Raw genomic sequence first — 15,953 nt, 5'->3', positions numbered from 1 at the left:
AAATTTACGCATTAATGAAAATTCGTCACTTCTTGGATTTTGTTAGAATTTTATATTTTTTCCATATATGATTTTTAATTCCTGACGGAATAATTGTACTGGGAACGCATTATAATTTTACCAATATTTAATTCCTAACGGAATATTTTTCTCAAAGTTCAATTCTTGATTTACCGATTTGTAATTCCTAACGGAATACTACTTTTAAGATCCATGATTTGAATGAACAATATTAAATCCTTAACAAAAAATCTCGTAGAGATTTAATATTGGTAACTCAAAAAAAAACGACACTTTAACTGTCCCGTAGGGACTTAACATCAAAAAATCATTTATAATGGCAAAAAATCCCTTTATCATAAACCGTCCATAAACTTGCTTTTTGATTGGCTGCTTTTAAAGCGTTATTTGCCCAAGTATTACAAGTATAAAAAAGACTGTAACTTCCTTTTGCTTCATAGAAAGCATCTTTTCTTCCGTAACTATGACCTTCAATCCATTGTGGATGAATTGGATCGCTAAAACTATTGGAAATATAATTGACTAAATTTTGATAATTTTCTTTCGACACCAAAATACGTTTGCAATCATCACCTTCTCTTAGTTGCTTAAAAAATGTTGCATGCACTGCAGACGAACTGATTCCGAATGCAGCTTTAAAAGCCGTGCTTGCTTTTAAATCTGACCATTCTGGCGTTTCCAAATAAAAGCCTTTATCTCCCCAGCCAAAAGCAATATAATTCATTAAGGAATCTTTTGATTGTGTCTGGCTAAATTGAATTTCGCTTCGCCAATCTTTAATTTCATTTTTTACAGGAACTACTATATCAGTATGAACTCCATTTGATAGAATATAAATAGAAATTGCATTTTGTTCTTCGACCTGAGCGACATCTGAATTTATCGTAATTTTAGAAATTATTAAAACAGCTGTAACATATAAAGCAAGAAAACTAAAAATTCCGAAAAGTGTCCAGCCCAAAATTTTGAATGATTTTTTTAGCATTTTGATTGGTTGATTTTAGATTAGTAATTGGTTATTTTTTGTGTAACCAATTTTTAAGCCAAAAATTTTTCTTATCGAAAATGGTACACGGATTTTACAGATTCGCTTTCGCGAAAGCGCAGATTTAAACGGATTTTTGTTTTCTCATTTTTTGTCTTCCTGAGCGAAGTCGAAGGATACGCAAGAAGCTCCATAAAGAGAATCGACAATCTGTACGCGGGCTTCGACTTCGCTCAGCCTGACAAGCAAAACCATAAGTTATAAGCATAAAAAAACTGCTGAATTTCTCCAGCAGTTTTAGTCTTTATTCTTTCTTCTGTACTCTTTCTTCTAAAAAAAAACTAAACGTTAAAACGGAAATGCATTACATCACCATCTTTCACTATATATTCTTTTCCTTCAACTCTGAATTTTCCAGCTTCTTTTGCTTTTGCTTCAGAACCGTATTGAACGTAATCATCATATGAAATCACCTCAGCGCGGATAAATCCTTTTTCAAAATCAGTGTGGATAACTCCAGCTGCTTGTGGCGCTGTAGCTCCGATATTGATTGTCCAAGCACGAACTTCTTTTACACCAGCTGTAAAATAAGTTTGCTGTTTTAATAATTTGTAAGCTGCACGAATCAAAACTGACGCTCCTGGTTCTTCTAATCCCATATCTTCAAGGAAAACCTGACGCTCTTCGTAGCTTTCTAATTCTGTAATATCAGCCTCTGCTCCTACTGAAAGCACAATAACTTCAGCTTCTTCATCTTTTACTAATTCACGAACTTGATCTACATATTTGTTTCCGTTTACTGCAGAACTTTCGTCAACGTTACAAACGTATAAAACTGGTTTTGCTGTTATTAATTGGAAACTTTCCATAAGAACTTCTTCGTCATTATTTTGAGGAACGATTGTTCTTGCAGATTTTGCCTGCAAAAGAGCTTCTCTAATTCTGTTCAATAAAGCTTCTTCTGTTTGAGCCTCTTTATTTCCTGTTTTTGCAGCACGTTTTACTTTCTCTAAACGTTTTTCGATTGTTTCTAAATCTTTTAACTGCAACTCGATATCGATAGTTTCTTTATCACGAATTGGGTTAACGTTTCCGTCAACGTGTACAATATTATCATTGTCAAAACAACGTAAAACGTGGATGATAGCATTACACTCTCTAATGTTTCCTAAAAACTGGTTTCCAAGACCTTCACCTTTACTAGCTCCTTTTACCAAACCTGCAATATCTACGATATCTACAGTTGCCATTTGAACGCGCTCTGGTTTAACTAATTCTTCCAATTTATTGATTCTTGGATCTGGAACGTTTACTACACCAATATTAGGTTCGATTGTACAAAACGGAAAGTTGGCACTCTGCGCTTTTGCATTAGATAAACAATTAAATAATGTTGATTTTCCAACATTTGGTAATCCTACAATTCCTGCTTTCATCTGTTTGTTTCTATTTATTTTATTTGGCCCTACTACTTTCAGACCTCAAACACTAAACATTTTGTTTTTTAGTGTCTTATGATTTACCTGTTTTTTTGATTTCTGCCAAAATGATATTTTTTGGCTTTAAAATTTTGCAAATATAAGATTTAATAGCTCTTGCGCGAAGTAAAAATGTTCAATAATATAATTTTAGACATACGCAATGAAATTTTTAAACATTTTATTAATTTTTTGTTAAAAAACATTACTTTATAAAACTGATTAACAAAAAACAAACCAATAAACCAAAAACCATGAAAAAGATTGCATTATTACTATTTCTGCTGAATTCAGCATTTCTTTTTGCTCAAAAAGAAGTCTCGGGTCTTGTAAAAGACAAATCTGGAAATCCGCTTCCAGGCGTTAATATTGTCGAAAAAGGAACCTCTAATGGCGTTTCTACTGATTTTGAGGGAAGCTTTAGAATAAAAGTTAAAGAAGGCGCAACTTTGGTTTTCAGTTATGTAGGATTTACAACAGTTGAAAAAACAGCTTCTGGAGATAAAATAAATGTTACTTTAAGTGAGAATGATGGCCAAGTTTTAAATGACGTTGTTGTGGTTGGTTCCAGAAATGCTAAGAGAACCGTTGTAAATTCAGCTGTTCCTATTGATGTAATCAATGTAAAAGATGTTACGACGCAAAGTGGAAAAATTGAAATCAATCAGTTATTGCAGTATGTAGCTCCTTCATTTAATGCAAATAAACAATCGGGATCTGATGGTGCCGACCACGTTGACCCTGCTTCTTTGAGAGGTATGGGACCAGATCAGACTTTGGTTTTGATTAACGGAAAAAGAAGGCATCAATCTTCTCTAATCAATTTATTTGGAACTCGCGGACGCGGAAACACAGGAACAGATTTAAATGCAATTCCAGCCGCATCTATTAAAAGAATTGAGATTCTACGCGATGGTGCTTCTGCACAATATGGTTCTGACGCCATTGCCGGAGTTATTAATATTGTGACAAATGACAACGTTGATGAATTAACAGGTTCGGTTACCTATGGAGTTTTTAATACAAATGCAAAAGGCGATTTCTTGCCAGGAACTCCAAACACAAAAGGCTTCAGACTAGATCAAAATGGAAACGGAAACTCTTATGGAAAAGATCAAGATTTCGACGGAGGTTCTGTAAGAGTTGCTGCCAACTATGGAACTAAAATTGGAAGCAAAGGTGGTTACGTAAATGTTACTGGTGAGTTTTTAAACAAAAACAAAACCTTAAGACCTGCTTACGACTTTAGAAAAGGTTTTGGAGATGCTGAAATGACAGGTGTTAACTTGTTCGCCAATTTAGCAATTCCTATTTCAGAAAAAACCGAATTCTATGCTTTTGGCGGAAGCAATTTCAGAGATACCGATGCTTATGCTTTTACCAGAAATGATGGTGAAAGAGTTGTAGAATCTGTTTATCCAGGTGGATATACCCCAAGAATTACTTCTAAAATTAATGATAATTCTATCGCAGCAGGAATTAGAACCGAATCTTCTGGCGGATGGAAATTTGATTTGAGCAATACTTTTGGTAAAAACAAATTCCAATACGATATTAAAGGAACTATAAATGCTTCACTAGAAGAAAAATCTCCTCATGAATTTGATGCTGGAGGCCATAGTTTACTTCAAAACACTACAAATTTTGATATTTCTAAAAACTACGGAGATGTTCTAAAAGGTTTAAATATTGCTTTTGGAGCAGAATTTAGAGTGGAACAATTTGAAATCTTTGCTGGCGAAGAAGGTTCATATGCAACTTATGATACAAACGGAAAACCTATTACAGATCCAACAACTCAAAGCGCGCCAATTGATCCTGTAACTGGAGAACCAAGACCAGGAGGTTCACAAGGTTTCCCAGGATACAGCCCTGCAAACGAAGTGAATAAAGACAGAACCAACTTCTCTCTTTATACTGATGCCGAATTAGACGTTACTGAAGCTTGGATGTTAAGCGGAGCTTTACGTTTTGAAAATTATAGTGATTTCGGAAGCACACTAAACGGAAAATTAGCTTCAAGACTTAAAATTACAGATCACATCAATGCTAGAGGATCTATAAGTACAGGTTTCCGCGCGCCGTCTCTAGCTCAAATTTATTATAATTTACGTTTTACAAACTTTAACGCGAGCGGGGCAACAGAAGTATTATTAGCTCCAAATGACAGTCCAGTAACCAGAGCTTTTGGAATTGAGAAATTAAATGAAGAAAAAGCGGTAAATGCTTCGTTAGGTTTTACTGCATCTTTCGGTGATTTTACTGCTACTGTTGACGGATATTATATTCAAGTAAAAGACCGTATCGTTTTGACAGGATATTTTGACGCCAGTTCTTTAAATCTAGGAGTTTCTGAAGCTCAGTTTTTTGTGAATGGAGTTGACACAAGCACACATGGTTTAGATTTGGTTTTTTCTTGGAAAAAGACATTTGATTTCGGTCAGTTTGGTGCAACTTTAGTTGGAAACATCAACGATATGAAAATTGACAAAGTTAAAAATGGCACTCTTGACGAATCCATTTTCTTTGGAAAACGAGAAAAAGCATTTCTATTGGCTTCTGCCCCAGATAATAAATTTGGTTTAAACCTGACTTATGCAAAAAACAAATTTGATGCTGGTTTAGCTTTTACTCGTTTCAGCAAAGTGATTTTGGTTGATTATGCTGACGAAGATGACGTTTATAATCCAAGATTGATTACCGATTTAACTCTCGGATATCAGTTTACAAAAAGCTTAAAACTAACCATAGGAAGCAATAACTTATTTAATGTATATCCAACTAAACAAGACGAACAAGGAAATACAGAAGCTGGAGGTTATTGGGATGCTGTACAAATGGGATTCAGCGGAGCTTATTATTATGCAAGACTTGGATTTAATTTTTAATTATTTTAAAAAAGGCTTCGTCTTTGCCTGACAACTTTATAAAAACAAAAAAATCCTGAACATTATGTTCAGGATTTTTCATTTCTGTTTATAATTACAATTTAAACTCTAAAGAGGCGATGATTGCTTTTTCTTCATCGGTAGCTGTAAATCCTGAAATGTCCCAGTAATTGGTTAGGATTTTGTTTTTCTTATTAAAAAGTGATTTTTCTTTAAAAACATCACTTTCGCTATAAGTGAAATTTTGTTTATTGAAACCCGTTGTGACAAAACTGTTTCTTACCTGCACATTTTTAGTTTTATCCTTTAAAACAACATTATAACCTATTTCTTCATTGGAGCTCAATAAGTAGTAATCGATTCCATCCCATCTGTAATTTACTTTAACAAACGATTTTGTCATGTTTTTTTCACCTTCTTTTGTCTTCTCTTCTACTTTATCAAGAGTTGCAGGCGTAACCGAAATAGAATATTCTACAATAATCTTCTTCAAAGGATCATAAATAATTTCAAAATTATCAATTGCTTCTTTGGCCTTATCCAGCGGAACAACCGACATTACATAATAATCTTTGTTTTTTGAATGCCCTTTAGTTGTAAAATCATATTCCTTTTTTGCTTTTGAATCTAATAATGGTTCTAAGTATTTAAAATTCGAATAATTCTCCATTATATCATTCAAATTATACCCTTTCAAATCAGCACTTACATCTGCTTCTAATAATCCGTAGGAACGATTTTGCTCAACCAATAAAGTGGTTGCATTATTATTTTTATCAAATTGAAAATTTACCAATCCATCATTATAATACGTATATTGATTGTCGAGCATGAAAAACTCTCTCACATATACTTTCTGTCTATGAGAAATGCTAATTTTCTTTGTAGAATTGTTAACCAATTTCTGCAGTATTTTTTCTGGAGATTCCTTAGACAAAACCACTTCATCCAATTTATTGTTTTTACTCTTTAAATAAATAACAAATTTTTGCTCTCCATTTAAAGAAGTCCAGCGTACAGTCAAATCTTCGTAATTAGTTTCAGAAACCTGAACATTAGATCCCCCAGTTAGCATAAAAGTAACTTTTCCTTCTTCATTGCTCAATAAAATCTGTTGGGTTTTCATTATTTTAACCGTAGCATTTTGTATTGGCTCCAAGGTCTCTATATCCTTTACAATAATAGAATATTCCTCCTTTTGCGCAAAAATGCTTATATGGCTCAATAAAACGACAAATAAGAGTAGCAATTTCTTCATAGGCATTGTTAAATTTTCAACTAAAGTATTATTTTTTTAACAATTAAGCAACAGCATAAAAAATAAAACATTCGCTATCAATGTACTAACTTTTACAAATACCTGATATCAGGGTAAAAAAAATCCTGAGTTTTTAGCTCAGGATTCTATATTATTCAGCAGTTATTCTTACTCGTTATGTAAGAAAGCTTGTCTTTCTAATAAAGTTTCTTCGTCTTCAACGTGATTGTCATCAGGTACACAACAGTCAACAGGACAAACAGCAGCACACTGCGGCTCATCGTGGAAACCTTTACATTCTGTACATTTTCCAGGTACGATATAATAAATTTCATCAGAAATTGGAGTCTGCGCATCGTCAGCGTCAACTTCAGTTCCGTCAGGTAAAACTATTTTTCCAGAAAGACTTGTCCCGTCTTTATATCTCCAATCATCTGCTCCTTCATATATTGCTGTATTTGGGCACTCTGGTTCGCAAGCCCCACAATTGATGCATTCGTCAGTTATAATAATTGCCATCTTTTTAGTCTTAAAGTTTAAAAGTCATAAAGTCTAAAGTCATAAAATCTGTCATAAAGTTTGAAAGTATTAAAGTTATAAAGTATAAAAGCCTTTTCAACTTTCGACTTTGGACTTTGGACTTTTGTCTTTCGACTTAATTATGCTTATTTTTGTGCAAAATTACAATCAAAACAATTCATAAACAAACATTATGACATTAGAAACAAAAAAAAGTGTTTTTGTTGAATTAGGAAAATTTTTAAGTCAGTTTTCTGAAGACGCTTCTGTGCAAAAATCTGACGTTTTATATAATGATATCTTTTTTGATGATTTCAACAACCTGATTCATTTATCGCAATCTCATAATGGATGGTATACTCCTGAACAAGTTTATTTCTCTATACAATCTTGGGCTGAAGCTTTGACAAAAGAAAACATTGACAAATGGCTTTCGGCTTATAAAATTGATGAAAATAATGAAAATCCAAAAACCGTTGCTTTAATTTTAGCTGGAAACATTCCACTGGTTGGTTTTCATGATTTCTTAGCGGTTTTAATTACAGGAAACAGAGCTTTAATCAAAACTTCGTCAAACGATCAGCATTTATTGCCATTTTTAGCTAAATATTTAATTGCTGTTGATGAAAATTTCAAAGACAAAATCACTTTTGTAGAAGGAAAACTTGAAAACTTTGATGCCGTAATTGCTACCGGAAGCAATAATACCGCTCGTTATTTTGAATATTATTTTAAAGATAAACCTTCAATTATTCGTAAAAACAGAAATTCGGCAGCGATTTTAACTGGAAAAGAAACCAATGAAGATTTAGAAGCTCTTGGGGAAGATATTTTTAGATATTTTGGTTTAGGATGCCGAAATGTTTCTAAACTTTTTATTCCGAAAGACTATTCTTTTGAAGCTTTTTTTCAGGCAATGTTCAAATATCAAGATGTCATTCATTATGAAAAATACGCTAATAATTATGACTATAATAAAGCGGTATTTTTAATGAGTAATTTCAAATTATTAGATAACGGATTTTTAACTTTAAAAGAAGATTCAAGTTACGCATCGCCTATTTCGAGTGTTTTTTATGAGTATTACGAAAGCATTGAAAAACTCCAAAAACGCCTTCTAGAAGACACAGATCAAATTCAGTGCATCGTTAGCGATAATTTAACAGCAAATAGTATTGCATTTGGAGAAACCCAAAAACCTCAATTGTGGGATTACGCAGATAATGTCGATACTATAACGTTTTTGTTAACAACAAAGTAATAAATTGTTTAATTATTTCGAATATTTTAACGCTTTTTCGGCTCTTATTGCCGAAATTTGCGTCTTTAAAATTTTCGACTATTAACAACAACCATGAAAAAACACAACTACAGCGCAGGACCAAGTATTTTACCTCAGGAAGTTTTTGAGAAGGCATCAAAAGCAATTTTAAATTTTAATGATTCAGGGTTATCTATCCTTGAAATCTCGCATAGAAGCAAAGATTTCGTTGCAGTTATGGAGGAAGCTCGTTCCCTTGCTTTAGAATTATTAGGACTTCAAGGAAAAGGTTATCAGGCTTTATTTTTACAAGGTGGTGCCAGCACAGCATTCTTAATGGCTCCATATAACTTAATGAAAGAGAACGGAAAAGCTGCTTATCTAGATTCTGGGACGTGGGCAACTGCGGCGATTAAAGAAGCAAAACTTTTCGGTGAGACTGTTGTCGTAGCTTCTTCAAAAGAAGACAATTATACTTATGTTCCAAAAGGTTACGAAATTCCAGCTGATGCTGATTATTTCCACTGTACAAGTAACAATACCATCTTTGGAACTCAAATGAAAGAATTCCCAGCAACAAACGTACCTGTTGTTTGCGATATGAGTTCTGATATTTTTTCACGTGAATTAGATTTTTCTAAATTTGATTTAATCTATGCCGGAGCTCAAAAAAATATGGGGCCTGCAGGAACTACTCTAGTAGTGGTTAAAGAAGAAATCTTAGGCAAAAATGGAAAAACTATTCCAAGTATGCTAGATTATGCTAAACACATCAAAGGAGAAAGTATGTACAATACTCCACCTGTATTTGCTGTTTATGTTTCTCTTTTAACATTACAATGGATTAAAGAAAAAGGCGGAATCGCTGCTGTTGAAAAATTAAACAATGCTAAAGCAGAATTACTTTACGCTGAAATCGACAGAAACCCATTGTTTAAAGGTGCGGCTGCAGTAGAAGATCGTTCAAACATGAACGTAACTTTCTTACTAACAAATCCTGATCACACAGAAACTTTTGACGCTTTATGGAAGGCTGCAAACATTTCTGGATTGCCAGGACACCGTTCTGTTGGTGGTTACAGAGCTTCTATCTACAACGCTATGCCAATTGAAAGCGTTCAGGTTTTGGTTGACGTAATGAAAGCATTGGAAAGCAAAGTTTAGTCTTTTTTTTCGGTTAATCGTTAATTTGTTTAACTGTTTAATCGTCAAAAAAATACCTGCTGTAAAATATCAAAAAAGAAAAATCAAATAGATTGGCTATCGATTAAACAGTTAATCGATTATCCAAATAAAAAAATAAACCCTGCAATGAAAGTATTAGCAAATGATGGAATTTCTAAAAGCGGAATTCTAGCCTTAGAAAAAGGCGGTTTTGAAGTTATCACTACAAAAGTAGCTCAAGAACAAGTGGCTAACTATATAAATGATAACAACATTGACGTAATTTTGGTTCGTAGTGCAACTAAAGTTCGTAAAGATATTATCGATTCTTGTCCTGGTATCAAAATCATCGGTCGTGGTGGTGTTGGTATGGATAATATCGATGTGGATTATGCAAAAAGTAAAGGAATCCATGTAATTAATACTCCTGCTTCGTCTTCAGAATCTGTTGCAGAATTAGTATTCGGACACTTATTCTCTGGAGTACGTTTTTTACATGATTCTAACAGAAATATGCCTCTTGAAGGAGATTCAAACTTTGATGGTTTGAAAAAAGCTTACGCTAACGGAACTGAATTAAGAGGAAAAACTTTAGGTATTGTTGGTATTGGTCGTATCGGACAAGCTACTGCAAAAATGGCTTTGGGTCTTGGAATGAAAGTTATCGCTGCTGATAGTTTTATTCCTCAAGTTGATGTAAAAGTTGAATTCTTTGACGGACAATCAATCACAACCACAATTGTTTCTCAATCTTTAGAATCTTTATTTAAAGAAGCAGATTTCATTACGTTACACGTTCCTGCTCAAGATGGCTACATCATTGGAGAGAAAGAACTTGCAATTATGAAAGACGGTGTTGGAATTGTAAACTGTGCTCGTGGCGGTGTAATTGATGAAGTAGCTTTAGTAAAAGCTTTAGACTCAGGAAAAGTTGCTTTTGCTGGTTTAGACGTTTTTGAAAGCGAACCAAAACCAGAAATGGCAATCTTAATGCACTCTAAAATCTCTTTGACTCCTCACATCGGAGCTGCTACTGGAGAAGCACAAGATAGAATTGGTACTGAATTAGCATCACAAATTATTACTTTGTTGAGCTAGTAAAATAGATTAAATTCGACTAAAGGGATTTACTACTTACCTGTAGTAAATCCCTTTCTTTTTTATACTTTCGCGAACATTTAAAGTATAACTATGAATACACATAAAAAAGGCTCTAAACGTAAGTGGATCATCAGACTGATTCTAATGGTAATTGCAATTGCCTTGTTCTGCACTTCTATCTTTGGCAATATATTTTCACTTATTATTGAAAAAGAATATTTTATACCTAAGCAATCTTCCATTTTTACTTTTAATGAAACTACTGGCAATGAAGGCTCAAGCGATGTGTGGAGATATGGAGAAGATTACAGCAACTATTACTACAACCTGAGTACATTTGATAATGATGTGCTATTTTTTTCTAAAAAGAACATTAATAGTTGTCCTGGATTTAATCCTAAAGATGTTACAACCTGGTGCAAAGCAAAAGATACAAAATACTAAATTTTAACAATGGTTCTAATTTAAGTCAATATAAATAAGCTTTTAGCGAATTTCTTGAATTTGCCCAACCAAGTAATTAAAAAATAAAGTACCTTTAAATGGATTTATCAGTAAATTTGTAGTAAATAACTTTCTTTTTTTATTAATTTTGGCGTGTAATTTTAAACCTTAAATATCATGTTTGAACAATTAACCCAATTAGTACAGCAATACGGAGGTGATGCTGTTGTAAACAATAACGCTGTCCCAAATGAACATAATGAAGCAGTAATAAGCGAGACGAGCAATTCTATTTTTGAAGGATTAAAAAAGATTGTTTCTGAAGGAAACACAGATCAAATTGCCGGATTATTTAATGGAAATTCTCCAGTAGACAGTTCAAATCCAGTTGTTCAACAAATTCAACAGCAATTAAGCGGAAGTCTTGGAGAAAAATTTGGTTTAAGCAGTTCAGATTCAAATGGAGTTGCTTCCAACTTGATTCCGCAGATTTTAGGCTCTTTAGTCAATAAAGCAAAAGATCCGAACGATAGCAGTTTTCAAATTTCAGATATCATCAATTCTATTTCAGGAAACAGTGGACAAGCTTCTGGAATAATGGATACGATTTCTAAATACGGAATGCAATTCGGACTTGACCAAAACAATGATGGAAAAGTTGACGTTGCAGATGTATTAGTAGTTACAAAAAGCAAAGGAGGAATCGCTGGATTTATCGGAAAACTGTTTGGAAGCAAGTAGCTCTTAAGGTATAAAGCTACATAAGTTCAAAGTATTAAAGACTTTTAATAAAAAAGGATTACAAAATTGTAATCCTTTTTTATTTTTATTAGCAAGAAGTTAAACCTTTGTTACTTTGAACCTTTACTTCTCTGAACCTAGAAAAAATATCGTAATTTTATGCTATGAAAAAATGCATTTCCATATTAATTGTTTTACTTATAATTGTTGCATGTTCTACAACTTCCCAGAATATTGCGAGCACTGATACTGCATCTGCATCAAATAAAAAAATAAGTGATACTGTTAGAATTGCAAACGATTCATTAGAATATGAAGTTATTATTATTGACAATGGATTCTCGACTTGGCTTGCTTCCCGTGCTTATCCGAGAAACTATTATTCATTGCAATATCTTGAAAACAAAAACTACCTGTATGTAACAGAATGGAATAATCGTTTTTCACAACCACAGCGTTACAACCCAAATCTATACGAAATGTCTATTGACTACCGACCTGACATTCATTACGGCTATGAAGTAAATTACCTAATTTACAATTACATGATTTATTTCCAAAATACTTACAAACAAAAGCTTTGGGGTAACGTTCCTTTAAGATAATATACTATATTTGTAATCATTACAAATAGCAATGAACAGATTAAAAAAACGCTGGGGAATTACCTCAAATTTACAAGCCGTAATTATATTTATCGTTTTTGCCATCACAGGATCGGCATCTGCGTGGCTGTCTAAACCTTTCTGCGTTTGGCTAGGCATCACTAAAGAAGATTTCGGAGGTTGGTTTACACTTATTCGCCTTATCATTATCTTCCCAATTTATCAAGTTTTATTAGTAGCTATCGGAACTATTTTTGGGCAATTTAAATTCTTTTGGAACTTCGAAAAGAAAATGCTAAAAAACATGGGACTGGGTTTTTTATTTAAAGAATAACTTCCCTCTCCATTTCTTTTAAATTTCAAAAACCGTTCTGGTCAAGATTATCCTTTATTCATATTTTTAAGTTTCTTTTCGATTTATTCAATCAATTATCATTTATAACCTTCATATTGATCAATCCCTGCATTTATCAGATATAACGTATTTAAAAAATTAGCATAAAAAAGAAAATACTATTGCTTTAATTCCATTTAAAGATAATACACCAAGCAGAACAGCATTGTGCAGGATAGTTTTATTTTAAGTAATAACAAACTTTACAATAGTCGAAATTAATTACTCACAACTGATAATCAGTCGTTTAATTTGTTCGATAAAATTATTACTTACTAACCAAACCACAATTTGACATGCTGAAAAATTACTTAAAACTCTCCGTAGTAGTGGCAGCAATCTGCCTCATTACGCCGTTAAACAAGATTTTTGCCCAAAATCCGATTGTAAAAATTGATTTTGATCAATCAGGAAGACCTAAAGCCGAAGTAAACGACCCCGATTATACCACTTGGGTAATCGCTTCTGGCAACACCAGCACTTATACTGAAAATGGAGTTACCTTTACTATTACTCGCGTTGGAAACAATGGAGACAACTTAGGAACCAACTGGTACAAAGCAGGAATTCAGGCTCCTTATTATGCTCGATTGGTATCTGACGGACTTACTGTAAAAGGCGCAACTGCAAATCTTGGCGCACAAATCGAACTTAGAATAAGCGGTTTAGCAACAGGCGAACATACAGTGTTAGCCTTTTTTAATAATGTAGACAGTCCAACAACCAATACCTTTAGCCCAATTGACATTTCTGTTGACGGAAATCTAGTAGTAGATAATTTGATTCCATCAGTGCGAGCAACCAAAACTGCAGATGCAAAATCTGCTTATTTAAAATTTCAAGCTACAGCAGGAACTGATGTTGTGATTTTAATGTCAGCAGAAACTTCTGGAACAGAAAATATCAAAAACTTCATTTTTAATGGTTTTGAATTAAATACGCCTAATATTTTTTATCAAGCTACAAATCCAAATCCAAAACAAAATGACGAACATGTCGAATTAACCTCTAGCGGAAAATTACTGCAATGGACAGCTGCTGCAAATGCTGTTTCTCATAATATTTATTTTGGAACAGACCAGACAACTGTTGACAACGCCACAACATCTTCTCCAGAATTTAAAGGAAACCAAGCTTTAGCCAGCAATTCTTATCAAGTAAATGGATTATATTCAGGCGCAACATATTACTGGCGTATTGACGAAGTTTTAGCAAACGGAGTTGAAAAAGGAAATGTTTGGCGTTTTCGTCCCGCACAGCTTGCTTTTCCTGATGCCGAAGGATATGGCCGCTTTGCGCGTGGAGGACGCGGAGGAAAAATAGTCGCTGTAACTAATCTTAATGACAGTGGTCCGGGAAGTTTCCGCGAAGCCGTTACAAACGATATTGGTCCAAGAACAATTGTTTTTAATACTTCAGGAGTTATTCAATTACAATCTCGTCTCGTTTTAAACCAGCCTTATGTAACCGTTGCTGGACAAACAGCGCCTGGAAAAGGAATTTGTATTCGTTCTGCTCCTTTTGGCGTAACTGGAAATGATGCAATTGTACAAAATCTAAGAGTTAGAGTTGGCGCAGGACCTACTTATGACGGAATGGGATTAACAGGCTCTGACAACAGTATTATTGACCATTGTTCTATCAGCTGGACGATTGACGAATCTTTCAGTTCGAGATCTGGAAAAAATATAACCCTTCAGAGAACACTTATTTCTGAAGCTCTAAATGCCGCGAACCACCAAAATTATCCAGTAGGAACAGAACACGGTTATGCTGCTACAATTGGCGGTGATATTGGAAGCTTTCACCATAATTTATTAGCACACTGTTATGGCCGTAATTGGAGTCTAGGTGGTGGATTGGACGGAAGTGGCGCTTATACAGGCCGAATGGACATTACCAATAACGTTGTTTATAACTGGGGAGGAAGAACAACCGACGGAGGAACAAAAGAAGTAAATTTCGTCAATAACTATTATAAGCCAGGTGCAGGATCAAAAATATTTGTTGCTTTTAACCAGCAAAATGAAGGCGTTGGAACAGGAATGCAGCGATGCTATTTTAACGGAAATGTAATGCCCGGCTATTTCGATGAAAATAATCAGACGGTAGGCAGAAAAGCTTCTGGGAACACGGTTCCTTATGACAACTTTGTAAGTACACCATTTTTTCCCTCTTATGTAACTACCCAATCTGCAAAAAATGCTTATAAAATCGTCCTTTCTGATGTTGGATGTACGCAACCTGAATTTGACGATCATGACCAGCGAATCATTTCAGAAACTTTAAACGGAACATATTCTGCTGTTGGAAGCGTGACAGGAAAACCTGGATTCCCTGACAACGAAGCTGATGTGGGAGGTTTTGAAAGTTATCCAACAGAAGTTAGAGATTCAAATTGGGACACAGATCAGGACGGACTGCCAAATTGGTGGGAAAACATCATTGGAACAAATGTAAACTCTGCAATTGGAGATTTCTCAGATGCCAATGCCGATCCAGATTTAGATGGCTACACTAATTTAGATAAATATCTACAATGGATGTCTTTGCCTCATTACGAATCTCCAAACGGAAACAAAATAGACATCAATATTCAAAAATTATCTAGAGGTTTTACAAATGGAGTCTCTTATTCAATTTCAAATGTAATAAACGGAAACGCAACTCTAAATACTGATGTTGTTGCCTTTACTCCTGCTTCTAACGGATTATGCTCTTTTGAATTTACTGTAACCGATTCTGAAGGAGGAACTATGAAAAGAAAAGTAAACATTATAAGTGGGCAAAGCTTGACTTTAGGAACAGATGATATTAATAAAGAAAATAAAAATAATGCTTTTAACGTTTGGCCAATTCCAAGCAAAGGAGCTTTCTCAGTATTAATTGAAAGCGAAGAAACAGAAGTTTCAGATTTAAAAATCTATGATATTTTTGGAAAAGAACTGTTAAAGCAAAAAATTAGAGGAAACACACAAGAAAATATTCAATTACACTCAAAAGGAGTTTTCTTAATTAAAGTTATAAATCCGCAGACAAAGAAAACACAATATGTGAAGAAAATAATTGTGCAATAGCAACATAAAAAAAGACG

Annotated in this window: 13 protein-coding genes; 9 read left to right on the top strand and 4 right to left on the bottom strand. The window is 33.9% G+C overall.

What is annotated here, in order from left to right:
• Nucleotides 1–328: 328 nt before the first annotated feature.
• Together JI750_RS09730 and ychF are read right to left on the bottom strand one after the other, a co-directional pair.
• On the bottom strand, nt 329–1,006 hold the full coding sequence (locus tag JI750_RS09730; RefSeq protein WP_202000860.1) for a TIGR02117 family protein: 678 nt from the start codon (nt 1,004–1,006) through the stop codon (nt 329–331).
• A 341-nt stretch (nt 1,007–1,347) separates the two neighbouring features.
• Entirely contained in the window at nt 1,348–2,442 is a 1,095-nt protein-coding gene (gene ychF, locus JI750_RS09725) for a redox-regulated ATPase YchF (RefSeq protein ID WP_111424099.1), read from the bottom strand.
• A 296-nt stretch (nt 2,443–2,738) separates the two neighbouring features.
• Between ychF and JI750_RS09720 the strand changes: the two genes are divergently transcribed.
• Nucleotides 2,739–5,372 carry a TonB-dependent receptor gene (locus JI750_RS09720; protein ID WP_202000858.1) on the top strand — a complete coding sequence of 878 codons (2,634 nt, stop codon included), beginning with the start codon at nt 2,739–2,741 and terminating at the stop codon, nt 5,370–5,372.
• Nucleotides 5,373–5,466: 94 nt separating this feature from the next.
• On the opposite strand, the gene JI750_RS09715 is transcribed toward JI750_RS09720, so the two are convergent.
• The gene (locus JI750_RS09715) at nt 5,467–6,498 is read right to left on the bottom strand and encodes a hypothetical protein (RefSeq protein WP_236673009.1); all 1,032 of its coding nucleotides are present in this window, start codon (nt 6,496–6,498) and stop codon (nt 5,467–5,469) included.
• Nucleotides 6,499–6,798: 300 nt separating this feature from the next.
• Complete coding sequence (locus JI750_RS09710; RefSeq protein WP_111366760.1) at nt 6,799–7,149, bottom strand: 4Fe-4S dicluster domain-containing protein; 351 nt, start codon at nt 7,147–7,149, stop codon at nt 6,799–6,801.
• A 193-nt stretch (nt 7,150–7,342) separates the two neighbouring features.
• Here JI750_RS09710 and JI750_RS09705 point away from each other — a divergent pair, with 193 nt between their 5' ends.
• From JI750_RS09705 to JI750_RS09670, 8 genes are all read left to right on the top strand, one after another.
• The gene (locus tag JI750_RS09705; RefSeq protein ID WP_202000855.1) at nt 7,343–8,410 is read left to right on the top strand and encodes an acyl-CoA reductase; all 1,068 of its coding nucleotides are present in this window, start codon (nt 7,343–7,345) and stop codon (nt 8,408–8,410) included.
• Between the two features lie 93 nt (nt 8,411–8,503).
• The gene (gene serC, locus JI750_RS09700) at nt 8,504–9,574 is read left to right on the top strand and encodes a 3-phosphoserine/phosphohydroxythreonine transaminase (RefSeq protein ID WP_111424096.1); all 1,071 of its coding nucleotides are present in this window, start codon (nt 8,504–8,506) and stop codon (nt 9,572–9,574) included.
• Nucleotides 9,575–9,721: 147 nt separating this feature from the next.
• Entirely contained in the window at nt 9,722–10,672 is a 951-nt protein-coding gene (locus JI750_RS09695; protein WP_202000853.1) for a D-2-hydroxyacid dehydrogenase, read from the top strand.
• A gap of 93 nt (nt 10,673–10,765) precedes the next feature.
• Complete coding sequence (locus tag JI750_RS09690) at nt 10,766–11,119, top strand: hypothetical protein (RefSeq protein WP_202000850.1); 354 nt, start codon at nt 10,766–10,768, stop codon at nt 11,117–11,119.
• 177 nt (nt 11,120–11,296) lie between these two features.
• Nucleotides 11,297–11,860 carry a DUF937 domain-containing protein gene (locus JI750_RS09685; RefSeq protein WP_202000849.1) on the top strand — a complete coding sequence of 188 codons (564 nt, stop codon included), beginning with the start codon at nt 11,297–11,299 and terminating at the stop codon, nt 11,858–11,860.
• A 164-nt stretch (nt 11,861–12,024) separates the two neighbouring features.
• On the top strand, nt 12,025–12,465 hold the full coding sequence (locus tag JI750_RS09680) for a DUF6146 family protein (RefSeq protein WP_202000847.1): 441 nt from the start codon (nt 12,025–12,027) through the stop codon (nt 12,463–12,465).
• A gap of 31 nt (nt 12,466–12,496) precedes the next feature.
• Nucleotides 12,497–12,799: a DUF6787 family protein gene (locus JI750_RS09675; RefSeq protein ID WP_202000844.1), complete on the top strand. Its 303-nt coding sequence runs from the start codon at nt 12,497–12,499 to the stop codon at nt 12,797–12,799.
• Nucleotides 12,800–13,155: 356 nt separating this feature from the next.
• Nucleotides 13,156–15,936, top strand: coding sequence for a T9SS type A sorting domain-containing protein (locus JI750_RS09670; protein ID WP_202000841.1), 2,781 nt, complete (start codon nt 13,156–13,158; stop codon nt 15,934–15,936).
• Nucleotides 15,937–15,953: the final 17 nt, after the last annotated feature.

The organism is Flavobacterium tagetis (assembly GCF_016735615.1).
Lineage (GTDB): Bacteria > Bacteroidota > Bacteroidia > Flavobacteriales > Flavobacteriaceae > Flavobacterium > Flavobacterium tagetis.
The sequence above is the reverse complement of the archived record's forward strand: the minus strand, read 5'-3'. Positions and strand labels throughout refer to the sequence as shown.

Excerpts from the sequence above, each read along its gene's own strand:
- JI750_RS09730 (WP_202000860.1), bottom strand. The coding sequence starts at position 1,006 with ATGCTAAAAAAATCATTCAAAATTTTGGGCTGGACACTTTTCGGAATT.
- ychF (WP_111424099.1), bottom strand. The coding sequence starts at position 2,442 with ATGAAAGCAGGAATTGTAGGATTACCAAATGTTGGAAAATCAACATTA.
- JI750_RS09720 (WP_202000858.1), top strand. The coding sequence starts at position 2,739 with ATGAAAAAGATTGCATTATTACTATTTCTGCTGAATTCAGCATTTCTT.
- JI750_RS09715 (WP_236673009.1), bottom strand. The coding sequence starts at position 6,498 with ATGAAAACCCAACAGATTTTATTGAGCAATGAAGAAGGAAAAGTTACT.
- JI750_RS09710 (WP_111366760.1), bottom strand. The coding sequence starts at position 7,149 with ATGGCAATTATTATAACTGACGAATGCATCAATTGTGGGGCTTGCGAA.
- JI750_RS09705 (WP_202000855.1), top strand. The coding sequence starts at position 7,343 with ATGACATTAGAAACAAAAAAAAGTGTTTTTGTTGAATTAGGAAAATTT.
- serC (WP_111424096.1), top strand. The coding sequence starts at position 8,504 with ATGAAAAAACACAACTACAGCGCAGGACCAAGTATTTTACCTCAGGAA.
- JI750_RS09695 (WP_202000853.1), top strand. The coding sequence starts at position 9,722 with ATGAAAGTATTAGCAAATGATGGAATTTCTAAAAGCGGAATTCTAGCC.
- JI750_RS09690 (WP_202000850.1), top strand. The coding sequence starts at position 10,766 with ATGAATACACATAAAAAAGGCTCTAAACGTAAGTGGATCATCAGACTG.
- JI750_RS09685 (WP_202000849.1), top strand. The coding sequence starts at position 11,297 with ATGTTTGAACAATTAACCCAATTAGTACAGCAATACGGAGGTGATGCT.
- JI750_RS09680 (WP_202000847.1), top strand. The coding sequence starts at position 12,025 with ATGAAAAAATGCATTTCCATATTAATTGTTTTACTTATAATTGTTGCA.
- JI750_RS09675 (WP_202000844.1), top strand. The coding sequence starts at position 12,497 with ATGAACAGATTAAAAAAACGCTGGGGAATTACCTCAAATTTACAAGCC.
- JI750_RS09670 (WP_202000841.1), top strand. The coding sequence starts at position 13,156 with ATGCTGAAAAATTACTTAAAACTCTCCGTAGTAGTGGCAGCAATCTGC.